General features: G+C 47.6%; 13 protein-coding genes. 4 read left to right on the plus strand and 9 right to left on the minus strand.

Annotated features, from left to right (window positions below; all coding sequences use genetic code 11):
• The first annotated feature begins 17 nt into the window (after nt 1-17).
• Together BMZ54_RS20195 and BMZ54_RS20200 are read left to right on the plus strand one after the other, a co-directional pair.
• Nucleotides 18-419, plus strand: coding sequence for a hypothetical protein (locus BMZ54_RS20195; protein WP_143081083.1), 402 nt, complete (start codon nt 18-20; stop codon nt 417-419).
• A 108-nt stretch (nt 420-527) separates the two neighbouring features.
• Nucleotides 528-1,820, plus strand: a complete 1,293-nt coding sequence (locus BMZ54_RS20200) for an acetyl-CoA hydrolase/transferase family protein (RefSeq protein WP_089916273.1) — start codon at nt 528-530, stop codon at nt 1,818-1,820.
• A gap of 54 nt (nt 1,821-1,874) precedes the next feature.
• Here BMZ54_RS20200 and BMZ54_RS20205 read toward each other — a convergent pair whose 3' ends face one another.
• The 9 genes from BMZ54_RS20205 to BMZ54_RS20245 all read right to left on the minus strand — a co-directional run bounded on the left by BMZ54_RS20205 (nt 1,875) and on the right by BMZ54_RS20245 (nt 15,792).
• A complete protein-coding gene (locus tag BMZ54_RS20205; protein WP_162277619.1) occupies nt 1,875-2,486 on the minus strand; it encodes a YceI family protein in 612 nt (203 codons plus the stop codon).
• Nucleotides 2,487-2,568: 82 nt separating this feature from the next.
• Nucleotides 2,569-3,972 carry a hypothetical protein gene (locus BMZ54_RS20210; RefSeq protein ID WP_089916281.1) on the minus strand — a complete coding sequence of 468 codons (1,404 nt, stop codon included), beginning with the start codon at nt 3,970-3,972 and terminating at the stop codon, nt 2,569-2,571.
• A gap of 33 nt (nt 3,973-4,005) precedes the next feature.
• Entirely contained in the window at nt 4,006-4,590 is a 585-nt protein-coding gene (locus BMZ54_RS20215; protein WP_162277620.1) for a YceI family protein, read from the minus strand.
• A 483-nt stretch (nt 4,591-5,073) separates the two neighbouring features.
• On the minus strand, nt 5,074-7,026 hold the full coding sequence (locus BMZ54_RS20220; protein WP_089916290.1) for a heparinase II/III domain-containing protein: 1,953 nt from the start codon (nt 7,024-7,026) through the stop codon (nt 5,074-5,076).
• Between the two features lie 161 nt (nt 7,027-7,187).
• Entirely contained in the window at nt 7,188-8,177 is a 990-nt protein-coding gene (locus BMZ54_RS20225; protein WP_202909312.1) for a DUF4466 family protein, read from the minus strand.
• A gap of 22 nt (nt 8,178-8,199) precedes the next feature.
• Nucleotides 8,200-8,607 carry a hypothetical protein gene (locus BMZ54_RS20230; protein WP_089916294.1) on the minus strand — a complete coding sequence of 136 codons (408 nt, stop codon included), beginning with the start codon at nt 8,605-8,607 and terminating at the stop codon, nt 8,200-8,202.
• Nucleotides 8,608-8,649: 42 nt separating this feature from the next.
• A complete protein-coding gene (locus BMZ54_RS20235; protein ID WP_089916297.1) occupies nt 8,650-10,497 on the minus strand; it encodes a RagB/SusD family nutrient uptake outer membrane protein in 1,848 nt (615 codons plus the stop codon).
• Nucleotides 10,498-10,507: 10 nt separating this feature from the next.
• A complete protein-coding gene (locus BMZ54_RS20240; protein ID WP_089916300.1) occupies nt 10,508-13,666 on the minus strand; it encodes a SusC/RagA family TonB-linked outer membrane protein in 3,159 nt (1,052 codons plus the stop codon).
• A gap of 428 nt (nt 13,667-14,094) precedes the next feature.
• Nucleotides 14,095-15,792, minus strand: coding sequence for a M1 family metallopeptidase (locus tag BMZ54_RS20245; protein WP_089916303.1), 1,698 nt, complete (start codon nt 15,790-15,792; stop codon nt 14,095-14,097).
• A 175-nt stretch (nt 15,793-15,967) separates the two neighbouring features.
• Here BMZ54_RS20245 and BMZ54_RS20250 point away from each other — a divergent pair, with 175 nt between their 5' ends.
• Together BMZ54_RS20250 and BMZ54_RS20255 are read left to right on the plus strand one after the other, a co-directional pair.
• On the plus strand, nt 15,968-16,198 hold the full coding sequence (locus BMZ54_RS20250; protein WP_089916306.1) for a hypothetical protein: 231 nt from the start codon (nt 15,968-15,970) through the stop codon (nt 16,196-16,198).
• A 484-nt stretch (nt 16,199-16,682) separates the two neighbouring features.
• Entirely contained in the window at nt 16,683-17,579 is an 897-nt protein-coding gene (locus tag BMZ54_RS20255; protein ID WP_089916309.1) for an AraC family transcriptional regulator, read from the plus strand.
• The last annotated feature ends 114 nt before the right edge of the window (nt 17,580-17,693 follow it).

Raw genomic sequence — 17,693 nt, forward strand, 5'->3', positions numbered from 1 at the left:
CACCTAAATCCTGTATTATGAAACTATATGTGAACCAGGGCAGCACACTGGGTGAGATCCAAAAGGACTTCAGGGATATGTACCCCTACCTGAAGCTGGAATTTTATAAGCGCATTCAAACCGGTAACCAGAGGGCTTCATCGAGAGACAAGCTGCAGGCTAACTATTTACCGGGGAAAATAAACACCGGCCGTGTTTATGCAACCATTGATATAAGCCCGCAAAGGAGCGCCGGTGAGCTGGAAAACGACATACTGGATACACTGGGTGTTTGTGCCCAGGTTTTCCGACGTTCCGGTAATATCTGGATCCAAACTACGGATACGGATAAGTGGAGCCTGCGGCTGCAGAATGAAGAGGGCAGGGCGTCCTACATTTCTATTTCGACAGGCGGCGCGCCGCCGGAGGAGGAAGATTAAATACCTGCAGGTACTGTATGCACTATGACGTTGATCAGGCGCCGGTATAATTACTGTCATTGCAGGCGGGCCGGTTAGCAGGTAGTTTTGCATCATAAATTAAACCATATGCAGGAAGTAATTAATAGTTCATACCAAACAGTAGACAGCGCATTATCCCTCATCAAAAGCGGCGACCGGGTATTTGTTCACGGCAGCGCAGCTACGCCGCTGGAGCTTGTAAATTCTTTACTGGACCGTGCCGGCGAGCTGCATGACATAGAGCTGGTATCCATAAGCACTTACGGAGATATTAACTGGAACCGGCCAGAGGTGCTTAAAAGCTTTTACCTTAATTCCCTTTTTGTATCCGCCAACGTAAGAGGCTGGGCAAACACCAGCAGCGGTGATTATGTGCCGGTATTTTTAAGTGAGATACCCCGCTTGTTTGAAAAAGGGCCATTGCCTATAGATGTGGCGCTGGTGCAGGTATCCCCGCCGGACCAGCACGGGTATTGTACCCTAGGCACCTCTGTGGATGCCGCATTAAGCGCGGTACGCAGCGCCAAAAAAGTAATTGCACAGGTAAACCCGCTGATGCCAAGGGTACTGGGAGACGGGGTCATTCACCATTCACGTTTCTCCGCTATGGTATGGAAAGCAGCGCCGCTGCCGGAAATAAGCTATACCGAAAAAATAGACAGCGTTACCAGGGAGATCAGCAAATATGTAGCCGGCCTTATTGAAGACGGTTCTACCCTGCAGCTGGGCATTGGCGGTATACCGGATGCAGTGCTGGAACAGCTGGTACACCATAAAGGCCTGGGCCTGCATACCGAAATGTTCTCTGACGGTGTAGTGCCCCTGGTTGAAAAGGGGGTGATCACCAATGAGCATAAAGAGATACGAAAAGGAAAAATAGTCAGCAGCTTTATACTGGGCACCAGCAAGGTATACGACTTTGTGGATAATAATCCTTATGTAAGCTGCATGGATGTTGCGTTTGTAAACGATAGTGATGTGATCCGCAGGAACCCCAAAGTGGTGGCCATTAACAGCGCCATTGAAATTGATTTTACCGGCCAGGTGTGCGCGGATTCAATTGGTACCTACCAATATTCCGGCATAGGCGGGCAAATGGATTTTATGCGGGGCGCTGCCCTGTCAGAAGGAGGGAAGCCTATTATAGCGCTGCCTTCTACTACAAAAAAAGGCATTTCCCGTATTGTTCCCTGCCTGAAAGAAGGAGCCGGTGTGGTAACTACGCGCGGGCATGTGCATTATGTGGTAACGGAATATGGGGTAGTGAACCTGTATGGGAAAAATATGGAGCAACGGGCTAAGCTGCTTATCAGCATTGCGCATCCTGATCACAGGGAAAGTCTTGAAAAGGCGTATTTTGAACGCTTTGGTAAATTATAATGGGTAGTATACTCCAGGAATACAGGGGAATTGCTTAACAGCAGTTCCCTTTTTTTAATTGTATGCAATCTTCAGGTACAAATTAAATTCTACATCCAGCAGGTCGTTTGCCCGTATCATGCCGCCCAGCTTACGCGGCGGGGTAAGATTAAAATCAGTGAACTTAATCTGCTGGTTGCCGGTGAGATGGATCACCTGCTGCTCATCCCTGGAAATGTGATAATTAATCTGGAATGTTTTTGACACGCCGGCCAGCTCAATGTTCACTGTGCCGCAGGTTGCTTCCTGCCGCAAGCCAGGCGCAGGGTATTGTTTCAGGGAAACAAATGTAATGGTGAGCCGGGGATGCTCTTTAACCTTTAATGTTTTGCGCAGATCATTGGTCATAACATTGCTCAGGCAATTAAAATCAGCTACCGGCAGTCCTATAGACCCTGAAAGGGAAACCGCAGCATTTTTACTACAGCTTCTTTGAATGGTAAGCGTATCGGGGTTGGTATAATCCTGGATGCTGCAGCTAAACTTATTCATGTTGGTGCTGCCGTTCACCCGTAAGGTGCATCCCTTTGTTATTACCCATTTTTCCGGGGCATTGGTGGCTTCATGCAGCGGCTGCATAGTTGCCAGGCAGGTAAGCAGCGCTAAGGAAAGGTGTTGGATGATCATAGCAAAGAAATTGAACAGGGAATAATAAAGAAGGTCAGCACGCAACAGCATCCTGACCTTCTTTTTTTTTATAACCAGGTGCTTAGAAGCCTACCGTGGCTTCAATTACATAACCGTTAAATTTGCCGCCTGCACGGTAGTCGGCAACCGGGAAATCTTTATACTGCTGAATAACATATTCGCCTTTCAGCATTATATTTTTGGTAAGGAACCATCCGCCTGCAAATGCCAAACGGTCCACGGAAACATTGCCATCGTATTTAATAGCGCCTGCACCCGTGCCTGTAGCATTGTTGGCCAGCGTTGCACGCACCGCGTTATAACGTACACCCAGGAACACATTTTCTGCTTTAAAGAACCGGTATACTGCATCCACTGCATACTGGCTGGCATTGCGGGTGCTGGTTTCACGGGCTGTTCTGCCGGATGCGGTTTCATAGGTGCCAAACAGCTCCAGGCCGCGTGCTTTTACAAAACCATTGAACATAAATGCATTCACCTTTTTGTTGAACCCGGGGTTAAAACGGCCGGAAAAGGCGAGGGGCGTACCTGCGCCGGTGGCGCTGCTGGGATTGGCGGAGTTCAGCTCCATAATGTACTGGTAGTTAGAGCCGGAACGGTCGCCACCATATAAAGTGTTGCTGCCGCTGCTCTGGTTACCGTAATAAGAGCCGCTTACACGCAAACGGATATCGTCTGTTAGCTGCCTGTCAAAACCGGCTTTCAGTAAAAGGCTGGGTGATTTATGACGGTCGCCATCCGGGTTTTGCGCAGCATACAGGGAGTCCACATTTCCTTTGATCATACCGTTGGTAACACCGATCATACCAAACAGGCCATTCTTCTTTACATATATTTCACCCCCGATCTCTGTTGCGAAAGCGTCCATGATATAACCTTCCATAAAGGGATTATACAGTGCATGGCCGCCATCGGTCCGGCGAAAATGCTCATCGCCGTAGTTCACTTCAAAGTGCCCGATCTTAATAGTGGTCACTTTCATAATATCGTTCCAGATCTGGCCGTTAAAAGGCAGCTTATCAAATTGTATAAACCCGCCTTTTACCCAGCTTTCATTATGGTGTTTGGAAGACAGGTAAGTGGTTACATTCAGGCGGATACCATCTGCCAGCTGCACATCCAGGTACAGGTTAGCCTGTGCGGTCTGGAAGCCGGATGTGATGACCTTTAATTTATTACCGGGTACGATCTCACCGCTGGAATAGGAGCCCACATCGTTTTTTAACGCATCGGGATTTTTATGTTTCAGGTTCTGGAACTGCTGGGTGAAACCAGCGCCGAATTTCAGCTTCAGGCCATCAAAGGTGCTAGTAGTATCTTTCGGATCTTCAAAAACATTAATGCCTTGCTGATCGTAGCTGCGCATGTTGGCGATCTTTGGTTGCCATTGCTGCGCCTTTAATGCCACAGGCAATAATAATATGAGCAGGCAGTAAATAATTGGATTGTGAATAAACGTTTTCATACAATAAAAGGTTTTAGCAGGGTGATGATGTTTTTATTTTTTTAGTGTGAGCTCAAAGCTCACGGTTACGTCGTTTCCGGTTTTAACAGTACCCATCATAAAAGAGGGAGGGTCTATGTTAAAAGTTTTCATGCTGATCTTTTTGCTGCCTTTTACAGTAATGCTTTTATCTGCATTCACTTTGGCAGTGGCCAGCAAATCTGTTTCCTGTACGGCGCCTGCAAGCGTGAGCTTTCCCTGGCATTTAACAGTGCCATCCGGCGTTACAGTTGCAGTGGTAAGCTGGTAGGTAAGCGTGGGCGCCTTATCAGTTTTTAGCGCTTTGTATGCATTTTTATCCATGCCGCTATGTTCGCTTTTAAGGCTTTGGGCTGGCATGGTAAAACGCAATGCTGTTAAGCCGGTCAGCTGCCCGGCAGCATCGATAGTAAAGGTGGCGGTACATTCTCCCTGGGACGATTCCATCTTCCAGTCATGCAGGGTAGAGGTACCGTTAACAACAGTATGCACGCCGGGTGCATGATAATTTACCTGTGCCATTGCCGCGGTTAAGGCCAGCTGCATACAAAAAAGTAATATGCCTGTTTTAATCTTCGTAAGTGAGGGACCTGTTTTCATGTGCTTGTGTTTATGCATGCAAAGAAAGGGAAGGCGTGTGTTGCAAGGAATGACGTGTGTCATAACAAACCTTGATCCTCAACACGAAAAAATGTGATTATTATCACCTCATATATACGTAGCCGTTATTTACATAAATAAAAAAGCCGCCGCTGAAAAGCGGCAGCTGTATCAAGTTGCATTTAGGAACCATTATTGTGGATTGTATGCGATCCCCACAATTTTTTATGAGATTGAGATCAGGAGCGCCCTGCGGCCTCCGATCCCATCCTTTTTCATTTCATCAAAAATTGTATTAATGTCTCCTGGTTTTGCGCTGTGTATCGTAGCTTTAAAAGCAGATGTAAAGGAACACATGGCTGGTGGTTTAAGGAATGATAGTTGTCAATAAACGGAATGATAGTTATCAGGAATGGGGCTTTATTAAACGGGCAAGCCAGGCATTGCTGCCTGGCTTGAAAAGAGATCTGAAGTTATTGAATACTAATTTGCGCTGATCACAAAATTAATATCGCTTTTTGCGCTTATGCCGGTTGACCTGAAATTGATCCTGTATATATTATCGCCCCATTTCTGCTGCACGCCCTGGTCTTCCTCAGTTAGCAGGGGCACCTTTTCCACTGCAGCTTCCAGCAGCCTTGCAGGGTAGCGCACATAAAAATCCTTAGCCCCACCATTTTTTGCCCGGCCATGCACCACTATTATGCCGGGCTGCTTTACGGTTACGGGATAACAGGTCATCAGATGTTCGGTAAGCGAATCTGCTTTCTGCAGCTGTATAACATCTCTTACCTGCACCTGTTTACCTTTGTTGAGCTGTATGGTCCTGTTCCATTTACTGATCCCGGCTTCCTTAGGGTACGCCCCGGCAATATCCAGCGCCAGCCGGCTGCTGCCATTCCCGGTATGATAGCTTACCTGCTCCGCCTTAAAACGGGGACCGGCTTCCTGCGTATGCCCGTTAACGGTAGGTATATTATGATAGTCTGAACGGTTGTACCAGATCTCATACCTTCTGCTGCTGAAGGTTTTAGCGGTATAGGTACCGCGCCCCACATCTATCAGCACAGGCAAGCCATCATAATATACTACATAACTGCCTACATCGTTGTGGTTATGGCTTTCATCGTTATTACCGCCTTTGGCAGCTACAAAATAACCGGCGGTGCTGCCTGCATGGTCACGGGCTATCATCACCTGCAGGTCGGGCCACCAGAAGTCGGCAGGCAGCGGCAGGCCTTTTTCCGCATGGTTAAATTCATCTTCCATAAACAGGGCGAACAGGTTCCTGAAGAACTGGTAATTCCCCAATGTGCCTTTGCTTTTTTCATCCAGGTAGTAAGCGCCAAAATGCATCATATCGGGATCCTGGATGTCTTTACCAAACCGGTATATCATCGTGCCGGCCATTCCGGGCTGCGGGTCTGCATCTGCAAAATCCAGGAAGTAACGCTCACTGATCTGTGCACGGTAAATGAATGCGCCCATGTTCCGTATCTTCTGATCATTGTACACATAGGTGAATGCATTGTTGCTGGCAAGGTTCAGCAATGAAATATTATCGTACAAAGATGCGGCTGCAGCGCCCCAGTAACCGGGGCCTTCGTCACAGCCGCCATCTGCAGGGTAGGGGTCCAGGAATGCATCCAGCACACCCAGGATCTTGTGCACGGCTGCCAGGCGTACTGTATCATTCTTTTCCAATAGCAGCACGGAATTAAGCCAGTTGGAACAGATCCAGGGATTCCAGTTATTGGGCCGCCTGCCGTTGGCATTGGTGCCCATCCACCCATGATATTTTGTCATAAGCGGTTTAAAAATGCGGTAGTTGGTTTCATAATAGATCCTTTTGCGCACCTGCGGGGAAATGGCATCCAGCTTATCTCCCAGGAAATAATCGACCCAGGCCAGCAGGGTGGCTGTTTCGGCAGAAAAAAGCTCCACAAAGGGTTGCGATACATCCATTAACCCGGCATATTCCTTTGTATGCGGCAGGTGTGCGGATGAGCCCCAGAAAGATTCTTCGCAAATGGACCATACGCCATTCACAATATCATCCATAAACCGGCCTTTATTTTCATACACTTCCGCCAGCAGCAGGGTACCCAGGGCTGCGCGTTTTTTATTGGCAATATCCTGGTATTCGCTCCGGTTACCATTCCGCACGATCAGCAGGGATTTTACAGCAGGTATGCCCGGCCATTCAAATCCTAAATATCCTTCCGCTCTTTTTATCAGCGCCTGGCCGGCTGCAGCATCTGCCTTAGCCCATGCAGCCCGGTTATCCGGCTTGGGAAAAGGTTGCCAGCTGGCTTGCGGTATTATTATTTTTGCTAACTGCGCTTCGGTGTACCGGCCGCTTAACAGGTGCTGCTGCGCGTGCAATGCAACCGGGATCAGGTACAGCATACAGAGGGCCAGGAATAGTTTTCTCATGTTTTTTGATTTGAGGATCTTAAAAATAAGGTATTGCCCACTGTCCTATGATATATGAATATACATCCGGCTGGTCATAGTTTCCAACCGGTAAGCAGCAATTCATTGCTTTTAAACCCTGTATATTTTTCATATTGTTTCGTGGTTTTTACCATGGTTCTCTATTTAAGCGTATAACGCTTTATGCTGATCACAGCGCTTTTGCTGCCGTTATTTACCTTGTTCATGAAAATATAAGCGCGGTATTTACCATCAGCGGTTTCTACCCACGCGCCGGCTTCTTCCTTCATGTTAATGGCATAATTGGGTGCATTGGAGATATTCAGTTTTTCAAAATCCAGATCATCAATATAAACGCCATATTTCAGCCGTGCAAGGTTAAAATCCTGCAGGTTCCACACCTTGCTGATCTTTGTGCTTCTATTGGCATTCGGCGGCAATGATACACCGGGCAGGTATTGTTTGTCTGCACCCGGCGATACCAGGGAGTGGTTAAAAGATATATTGGGTATGGAGCGGTAAAGGTACACCAGGTCTATCTTATCCGGGCTGGCAGCGGCATCTGTGCTGTTATACGCTGTCAGGTCTGCAATGGAAATAAAACAGTTCGCTGCATCTTTCACCGGTATGTCCAGCTTCATATCCATTTTGGAAATGGTATAAGGGCCCATTGCGTAGCTCACGGTTTCCCCGTTGCTGCTTTTGGCGTTGAACGTAAATCTCACGGTTTTGCCGCGCGCTGCTTCCGGTATATAATAGTAATACCGCAAGGTGGCGGCGCTGGTATCTTTAGTGAAGTTCACCTTTGTTACTGCGCCTTCATTCACGGAGGGATCGCCTACCGGGATGCCCACATCGTCGCCGCTGCCGTTGGTGTAAAAGGAATTATTCTGCAGCCAGGTTTGCGGCGCCCCGGCAATAGAGGCTTCCACCTGTGCGGAAACAATCTTTCCCTGGCCGGGTAAAATGGCCATTGCGTAGGCAAACTCAATTGGCTGCCCTACCAGGTTCGGGCCCAGGGTACGTTTAATGCAATCATTATGCAGCCCGTTTTTTGCGGTGGGCAGGGCGTATTTATCATCCTTGCAGGCTGCCATCATCAGCAGGAAAGCGGGTAGCAGCCACGTATATTTTAAATGTTTAACTGGCATGTTGCGTGTTTTAAAATGAGCACTACGGTTGCTGTACGGTAATGTATACGGTATAGGTTTTCCTTACCTGGCGGTTGCCGGATATTACCGTGTATTGTTTAGGGTGGTCCAGGTCTGAAAAGTTAACCTTGCCTGTGATCTTGGGATCCAGCTTGGCATCTGTTACCAGGGAGAACTGCGGGTAGAGGTTTGTAAGGTCTGTACCAAAAAATACTTTTGCCTTAATCGTGCAGGCGGTGGTATCGATCTGTGGCGTGCCGGTTAATACGGTCTGAAAATCGGTGCCCAGCAGCTCAAAGTTGCTTACATAACATTCGGCGCGGGTGGTGATCAGCAGCCCGTCTTCATCCACCGGGTTTTCTTTTGTACAGGCTATCCAGGTAAAGGCTGCCAGCAGCAGCAAGCCTGCTATGCTGAAATATTTTTGCATTGTATAATGATTTAACATCGCGGAAAAATTGGTTACACTTTATTATAACCAGGGTGTGTTCTGTGTCAGGTTAGGATTGCGGTCACGCTCAGCCGGGGGGATCCTGAAAATGTAACATTGCTGGTACAGCCTTTCAGAGGAGTTCTGAAAATAGCGGCTTACCTGTGCACCCTGTGTATCTATGCGCCAAACACCACTGCCGAAAGGTGGACCCCATACTCTTTCAATAGCCCGCCAGCGGCGCAGGTCAAAAGAACGGTGCCCTTCACCGAGCAGCTCTACGATACGTTCCTGCTCAATGGCGCTGAAAAAGGCATCTTTACCGGCTGTTTTGTCGCCGGTAAGCGGCGGCAGGTTACCACGGTGGCGGATCCTGTTCACCAGCTCAATGGCATCGCCCTGCGGACCATTCACAGCGTTGGTAGCTTCTGCATACATCAGGTACACATCTGCCAGCCGCATTACCGGCCAGGCATAGTCGCCATCGCTGCGCCCCTGTCCTGCATAGTTGCGCAGGAACTTACGCAGCACGTAGCCGGAATTACAGCCATCGGTGTTATAGGTAGTGTAGCTTTTACCATCAATGGTGATGGGCTGGTTCCATGTTTTATAAATGAATGGCACCCAGCCTGTTGATTTAAGCGAGATCATGCCCACGCTAACTTCATAATCCCACATTATGGACGACTTCATACGGTAGTCGCGGTTCGTATAGCTTTGCGGGTTCAGCGCTGAATTAAGTGTAGTACGGGCGCCAGGCGCAGTAGGATCCATGGGGATCAGCTTAGGCGCAAAATCGCCGGTAGCGGTTGACTGGTAACGGTCTGCTATTTCATAACGGGGCGTTACCCAGCACTGTGATCCTTCATGGGAGCGGCCGGCTACATCGCGCATCAGCTCCTCACCCTGGCCGGTGCCGGTGCCGGCATGGGTAAATGACATGATCATTTCTGCATCACCATTGGCGATGGGTGTAAACAGGTAGTAATAATTGGGCAGGTTCTCAGCCTTGCCGGGCGGGTCGCATAAACCGGGTTCGCCACCGCGGAAAAGCGTAAGGCCATAATCATTGATCACTTTTTTGAAATCTTCAGCAGCTGCATTATAAGCCGTAATAGCATCGGCCTCACTGGATTTGAAGCCGGCCAGCTCTGGCCAGCCAAAGTGATTCCAGGATGCCCAGTAAAGCTGCATTTTGCCCCGGAAGGCCAGCGCAGCGGGTTTAGAGGCACGGCCCAATTCTGCGGCTCTTTCCGGCAGCTTGTCATATGCGTAGGTAAGATCTGCAAGGATAGAATCTTTCACCTGTGCAATAGGCGTACGCGTTAGGCCGGCTACCTCGCTGTTGTTGAAGATAACATGCCCGATATAAGGCACATCGCCCCACATGGAGATCAGGCGCAGGTACACCATTGCGCGCAACAGACGGGCTTCCCCGATCACTCTTTCCAGCTCCGGCAGGGAAGTGCTGCTGGCAGTGGGCAGCATTTTGGTTACATTCTCTATTACATAATTGGTACGGTTCACACCACCGTACAGGTATTTATACATGTTATCAAAGTTGTCGCCATACCCGGAGGGGTTATAATCGGCATTATTGTAGGCGGCTCCTTTTTGCAGATCCGTGCTGGAAGTGCTATTGGTGGCGCTGCGCACACGGATGTATTCCGATTGTCCGTCGTATAAATAATCGCGGTCAAACAGTGGGCGCACATCTGCGTAAGCGCCCATCAAACCAATGGTAGCATCGGCTTCTGTTTTCCAGAATTTAGCTTCATTGAGCTCAGTGGTCGCGTCCTGGTCCAGCAGGTTTTTTACACAGCCGCTGTTAAGAACGGATATTCCTCCAAGCGCTGTTATACAGCATATTTTTATGATCGATGTTTTCATAGTTACACTTTTAAAGGCTCATGTTAATACCAAGGGAGTACGATTTCACCAGTGGATAGGCATTGCTTTTGTTACCCGTCATTTCCGGATCAAGCCCACGGTAAGAGGTAATAGTACCAATATTTTCCGCGGAGCAGTAAATGCGGAAAGTGCTGATGCCTATTCTGCGCAGCAGTTTTGCCGGCAGCGTGTAGCCAAGCTGCACATTCTTAAAACGGATGTAGCTGAGATCATCCAGCCAGAAAGTAGTTTCCTCACGGTTGGAGGAGCCGCCCAGGCGGGGCCATTCACCATCGCGGTTTTCAAGCGACCAGGGTTGGGTCCAGTGATCCCAGGTGGATGCGTAACGCTGTGCACCGAAGTTCACATTGTTGTAGTTATTGATCCAGTAATCCTTGCGGCCGGTAGCGCCCTGTATCAAAAAACCAAGATCAATACCTTTCCAGGATACGCTGCCGCCCAGAGAGATATTAGTGGTGGGCCGGTCGCGCTGCACATTAGGATGAGCTACTTTATCATTCCCATCTATCTTGCCATCGCCGTTTACATCCTTGCGGATGATATCGCCGGGTGAAGCGCCCTGCGGCGTTGCATTGTAAACATCCTGCCAGGTTTGCGCAATGCCGATGTCTTCATAGGTGTACAGGAAGTGATAGGGCATATCCAGGAACACATATCCTTTGGGCAGGAACTCACTCCATTTTTCCAATGCGGTCCTGTTATAGGAGGCATTCAGATTAAGGCCGTAAGAGAAAGCGCCGGCTTTGTCGTTCCATGAAAAGTTGCCCTCTATACCACGGTTCCGCAGGTTGCCGATATTCTTGCGGGGCGCAGTGTAGGCGCCTGTAAGCAGGTTAGACATTTCCGAAGGCCGGTTCATACCGGTGGTTAAGCGGTCGTAATAATCCAGCTCCACACCCAGGCGGCTATCCAGGAAAGAAAGATCCAGCCCCAGGTTCAGCACCCTGGTTGATTCCCAGGAAAGATCGCGGTTCACCATTTTTTTGTTCACAAAACCTTTGGCAATATTACCGTCGATCATGTAGTTGCTGTTAGCCAGGGTTGAGAGCTGCTCGTAACGATCCACGCCACTGTTATTACCTAAACCGCCGTAAGAAACACGCAGTTTACCGCTGCTGAGCAGGCGGCCGGTAACGGGCTGCATAAAATTCTCTTCTGTGAAACGCCATCCCAGCGCCACAGAAGGGAAGAAACCAAAGCGGTGGCCCGGCAGGAACTTGGAAGAGCCATCATACCGGGCGTTCACCTCCAGCAGGTATTTATCATAGGCGCTATAATTAATACGGCCAATATAAGAGCGCAGGCCTTCTGTATTGGAGCTGCCGCTGGTGCTTTGAATGCCGGGTAATGCAGCATCCACTTCGTGCAGGGTAGGGTACAGGCGGTCGTTGCGGGAAGTGCCCTGCAGCCGGTCGTACCAATATTCTTCACTATACACCACCAATGCAGTCAGGTCATGATTGCGGGTGATGGCTTTGTGGTAGGTAATACGGCTGGTCATCATTGTTTTGTAACCGGTGCTGGTATTGTTGCTAACGCCTGCATTATCGCCTACATACACGCGGCTGCCAAAGGCATTGGCCTGAAAATTATACGACCTGTTAGGAGTATTGGCATTCCAGCTGAATTGATTGTAGTAGTTTAACGAATAATCTACACGTCCCGTTAAACCTGGTATGGGCGACCAGTCGATGTACATGCTGCCATTGGCCTCCTGCCGGTTCCTGTACGTAAGGTTGTTAATGTATACGGTGTATGGATTGTACGCCTGCGCATCTTCATTGTAAGCCATTACCCCTCCGTAATACCCGCTCACAGGGTCGTACGGCGTAATACCGGCAATAGCGAACTGCAGGTCAAAGCCGGCTGTATTGCTGGAATTATCATCTGTAAAACCATCATCCAGCGCATACAGGAAATTAGACCAGTTACCGTAAAACCTTACGCCCGTATTTATATTTTTCCGGAGCTTGTGGTCGTAATTAAAGCGTGCGTTGTATTGTTTGAAATTGTTATTGATCTGCAATCCTTTTTCATCCTGCAAGCCAACGGATATAAAAAAGTTGGATTGCTCACTGCCACCGGAGGCCGACAGGTTATAGTTCTGCATAATGCCATCGCGTGTAATAATATCCCACCAGTCCGTATTCGGATAGCGCAGTGGATCTATCATGCCAAGGGCCATCCACTGGTCAATGGTACCGTCTTTAAAGAGCCATTGGGAGCGCAGTGTGTTCACCGCTGCTGCACGCTGATGCAGGGTTAGCGCACGCGGATAGTCCGCCATAAACTCATACGACCTGGTAGGCTTTTGCACGGCATAGTTACCGTTGAAGCTGAGCACTGTTTTCCGTTGTCCCTTGCCTGATTTTGTAGTGATGAGAATAACCCCGTTAGCAGCGCGGGAACCGTATACAGATGCGGACGTAGCATCTTTCAGCACGGATATGCTTTCAATATCATTCACATTCACCCGGTTAATGTCTACATCCGGCATGCCATCCACCACCACCAGCGGATTGCTGTTGTTAACTGTGCCCAGGCCCCTGATAAGCAGGCTGGATTGGTTTTTACCGGCCATACCGGTTGATTGGGTAACTGCCAGCCCGGGCACCAGGCCCGCCAGGGCGGAAGAAGCGTTGGGCAGGGAACGGCTGGTGATTTTCTGATCAACCTTTACTGCGGAAACAGCGCCCAGCAGGTTCACCTTTCTTTGGGTGCCATAGCCCACCACTACTACTTCACCCAATGCTTTCTGGTTTGATTTCAGCTGGATGTTAACAGTGGTACGGCTGCCGGAGAAAGCAGCCTCCTGCCGGTCAAAACCAAGCGATGAAAATTCGAGCGTGCCGCTTTCAACACTTACACGCAGCAAATATTTGCCGCTGGCATCTGTAACCGTGCCGTTGCCGCCGCCTTTCAGCGTGATGGTAACACCGGGTAATGGCTGATTTGATTCGTCGGTAACAGTGCCGCTTACTTCATGTGTCTGTTTTTCCTGCCGGAACAGGGCTGTAGCGGGTATGGATAGTGATAAGCTGCTGGCTGCTGTTGCAGGAAAAAGGCCGGCCAGGGGTATCATAGTAAAAAGGAGCCGCCTAAAGTTTAACCTGCTTGGCGGAGGTAAGGAGGGTAAATGTTTTAACATAACGGAAATTTTAAGGTAATGGCAAAAGGAAGCCTGGTACCGGTTTAGCCGGTACGAATGAATTAAGTGCCATACACTGCAAACGTTTGCATGCACGGCACAAACAGATGTGATTAATAGATCCTAATTCATAGTCGCATAAATGGAAAAGATTTTAGTTTTTCTGGTAACGTGGTAATTCTAGCTAACGTGGTAATCCTTGGGCAAATGTAAAAAAACAATCGATTGAAATAAAAAAATTATTATTTTTTGAGGGATGGAGTGAATTGTGGAGGAAATTACAGGTGACCTCTTAATTAAGAATGAATAATTAATAATCATAGGGCCAGTACCCGATGAAATACATTTCTGCAACCAGTACAAATAAAGAGGGCGGTACTTCAATTGAAATATCGCCCTCTCTATTATTAATTATTCATTCTTAATTATTACTTCTTCTCTATCACCGCCGCCGTTATGTAATACATCTTCACAATGGCGGCCGTATCAAACAATGGCGCCTCATTGCTTTTCAACGGCTGTTTTTTCCAGCTTTCTGTTGGAATAACTTTCAGCTTTGCGTTTTTATTTTGCAGCACCAGCGGCATGTTAAAGCCGCTTACACAATTGGTCCAGCGGTAGAACGCGTTCTTCTGATCCTGGTCTAAATAAAATTCAAGCCGCGGTATTTGCGTGGTCCGCAAATACTGATCAAACACTTTGCTGTAGTCGTAATGCGCCTGTTTGGAAATGTAATTTTCAATTTGCTGCGTGGTAACGGTTTGATGGTAGAATGTTTTATTCATGCCCCTCAGTATTTGCCGGAACAGGGTATCATTATCCAGCCCATGGCGTATAGCGTGCAGCATGTTGGATGGTTTGGGGTACATATCGCCGCTGCCCTGGTCATTCACATCATATTTTGCAATAACAGGCCGGTCGTTCTTGATACCTCTCCGTATGCCTGCATTATAGGCGTTGGCGGCATCTTTCCCGAAAATATGGTCTATGAACAGTGTTTCACTGTAATTGGTAAAACCTTCGTGTATATACATATCTGCCAGGTCTTTGCTGGTGATATTATTGCCAAACCATTCGTGGCCGCTTTCGTGAATAATGATAAAGTCCCACTTCATGCCCCAGCCGGTTCCGGAGCCATCCCTGCCGCCATATCCGAATTTATATTTATTGCCGTAAGATACTGCGCTCTGGTGCTCCATGCCGGAATGCGAAGTTTCTATAAGCTGGTAGCCATCTTCATAGAACGGGTAAGGCCCAAACCAGTACTCAAAGCTTTTAAGCATATTATGCACCTGTAGCGGCATATACTCTTTTGCCCTGGTTAAATTATAATCCAGCACCCAGTAATTAACATCCAGCGATCCTTTTTCGCCGGCATATTTTTCACTGAAGTTTACATACTTTCCAATATAGGGTATGATGCAGTAATTGCTGATAGGGTTTACCACCGCCCATTTGTAGGTAGTGGTACCGTCTGCATTATCTTTTTTCAGCTGAAGCCTGCCATTGGCAACAGCTACCAGGGTATCCGGAACAATAACCGTTAAGGAGGCGCCTTTATCCGGCTCATCACTCTGGTGATCTTTACAGGGATACCATACAGATGCGCCGGAACCCTGGCAGGTAACGGTCATCCAGGGGCGGCCCAGGGAATCTTTTGTGAAGGTCCAGCCGGCAGACCACGGCGGGCGAACAGATACCCTGACCTGCCCATGATAATAAACAGTTACGTTCCCCTCCGTAGCTTTTTTCTGTTCGGGAACCGCTACATGCCAGGCATTACCTTCCTTGGTAAAATGGAGCCTGCCTGAGTGATTAAATAAGATGCTATCGATCACCAGGGGCTCCTGCAGGTCTATCTGCATCATGCGCTTATTATTATCGTTTACCACTTTATAGGTGATGGTATTGGAGCCGCTGATGGTTTTACTTTCGTAATCCGGCTTAACGGTAATGTCATATCGTATAAGGTTCCACCAGGCGCGTTCCGGGGTAATACTGCCTCGTAATGTGTCTGCTTTGGTGAATATTTTGCTGGCAGGTGTTTGCGCTTTAGTTGTGGTAAATATTACCAGGCAAATCAGGCTGATAATTATGCCCCTTATAACTGATATGAAATTTTGCATAGCCACTAACTTAATTATTTATCCTCAGCCCGGCTTATTGTCTTTTGGCAGAAGCTTTACTAAAATTAACCTAAACCAGCTGATCATTATGATCAGAAAGGTATGAATTGTGTAGCCGGCTCTGATGTATTGGCATGATTTTGTTACCACATTTTTTGAACTAAAAACAATTGTTATGGTACAAGATGATCCTAAAAAGTTAGATCCGAAGAAAAAGCCCCAGGATTCCACTTTAAAGCCAGACCCGGAAACCACCGGGCCGGAACCGCAGGAACATATGGAGGGCCCGGTTTCATCTTTAGTTAAGAAAGTAGGGGAAGTGATGGGGGATAACGACCAGGACAAAGATGCTAATAAAGATGCGATTGACAGAACAGAGGAAAAGGATAATAAAAAGAAGCACTGATATTAGAATAACTAATTCGCAGCAGCATATTTTTATTAATGTGCTGCTGTTTTTTGTTTAATACTATTGTAAGCATAACTGTGCCGCTACTACCCCCCAATAAGCTTGCCGTTATATAATACTTCACTGTAGGTGCTTTGCCTTCTCATATAATCCTGGTCGTTTACACTTTGCCTTTTGCTGTAATATAGCGCTGTATCCCGAAGCTGCCATGTAGCCCTAAAGATGGACTTTAACTCCATTTTTTACCCCTGCGGGTGAAATTGATTGTGTTTTACACCTTTAAAGATAAAAGTACCTGTTTGTACTGGTTTTAGGGGAAATGCCCCGGCGTCCGGCGGAATGTATTAATAGTTATATTTAGGGTAATAATTCCCGGATGGACTATTTCCGCACAATCATGGATAATGTTATCAGGGAGCTGAAGTTTCTCTTTTATTAGTGATATTGTATAAGATTCTACTCATGCCAGAAGATTAACGTTATGAACAGTGTTGGCAACATTTCAAAAAAGATCAAAGAGGGGTTTATTGGTCAGCGGATGATCGTGCTTCCACCCAATATAAAAAAGATTGTGCTCCGGAATGCGCTCATCAACCGTTTTTACCTGACAGATATGGGTTTTTACCCGCATGCGGTGAACCATGACCGGGAGCGCAAGGCCGGCTGCCACCAGTACATTTTACTGTATTGTATAGAAGGGAAAGGGACCATTTCCTTACCGGGCAATACCATTGAGCTATTGCCTAATACTTTTTTTATTATACCCCGGCATGTACCGCATCATTACAAAAGCTCACAGGAAGATCCCTGGAGCATTTACTGGGTGCATTTTATGGGGGAGGCGGCAGATCTTTTAACGGCGCGGTATTACGAGGACAAAGGCAGCCTGGTTTCTATCCCTTATGATGAAAAAAGAATGCAGGATTTTGAAGAGATCTTTTCCCTGCTGGAAAGCAGCTTCGACGAAAAGCAGCTGGAAATCGCTAACATCAAGCTGTTTAACTATATATCCTCGTTCGTTTATTTTAAAGAGATTAACCCCTCGTACCAGGATGATGATGTGGTCTCAGATTCCATCGCTTTTATGAAAAGGAACCTGAGCCGCATGTTAACGCTGGAGCAGCTGGCCAAACAGCAGCATTTATCGGTATCGCAATATTCCAGGCTGTTTAAAACCAAAATGGGCAGCTCGCCCAACCAGTATTTCAGCCAGCTTAAGATCCAGAAGTCGTGCCAGTACTTGTATTTCAGCGACCGCAATATTAAGGAGATCTGCGCGGAGCTTGGCTTCCAGGACCCATATTATTTTTCACGGCTGTTTAAAAAGCTTATGGGGAAATCACCCGCGTTCTATAAGAACCAGCATAAGAAAAGCTAGATTCAATTACGAATTATTCAATTACGAATTATGAATTATGAATTGGAATGCAGCGGATGAGGCCCTTGTGCTGTATATGCATTGACAATTATAGATTATAATTAATGCATACTG

The organism is Chitinophaga rupis, from assembly GCF_900109685.1.
Classification (GTDB): Bacteria; Bacteroidota; Bacteroidia; order Chitinophagales; family Chitinophagaceae; genus Chitinophaga; species Chitinophaga rupis.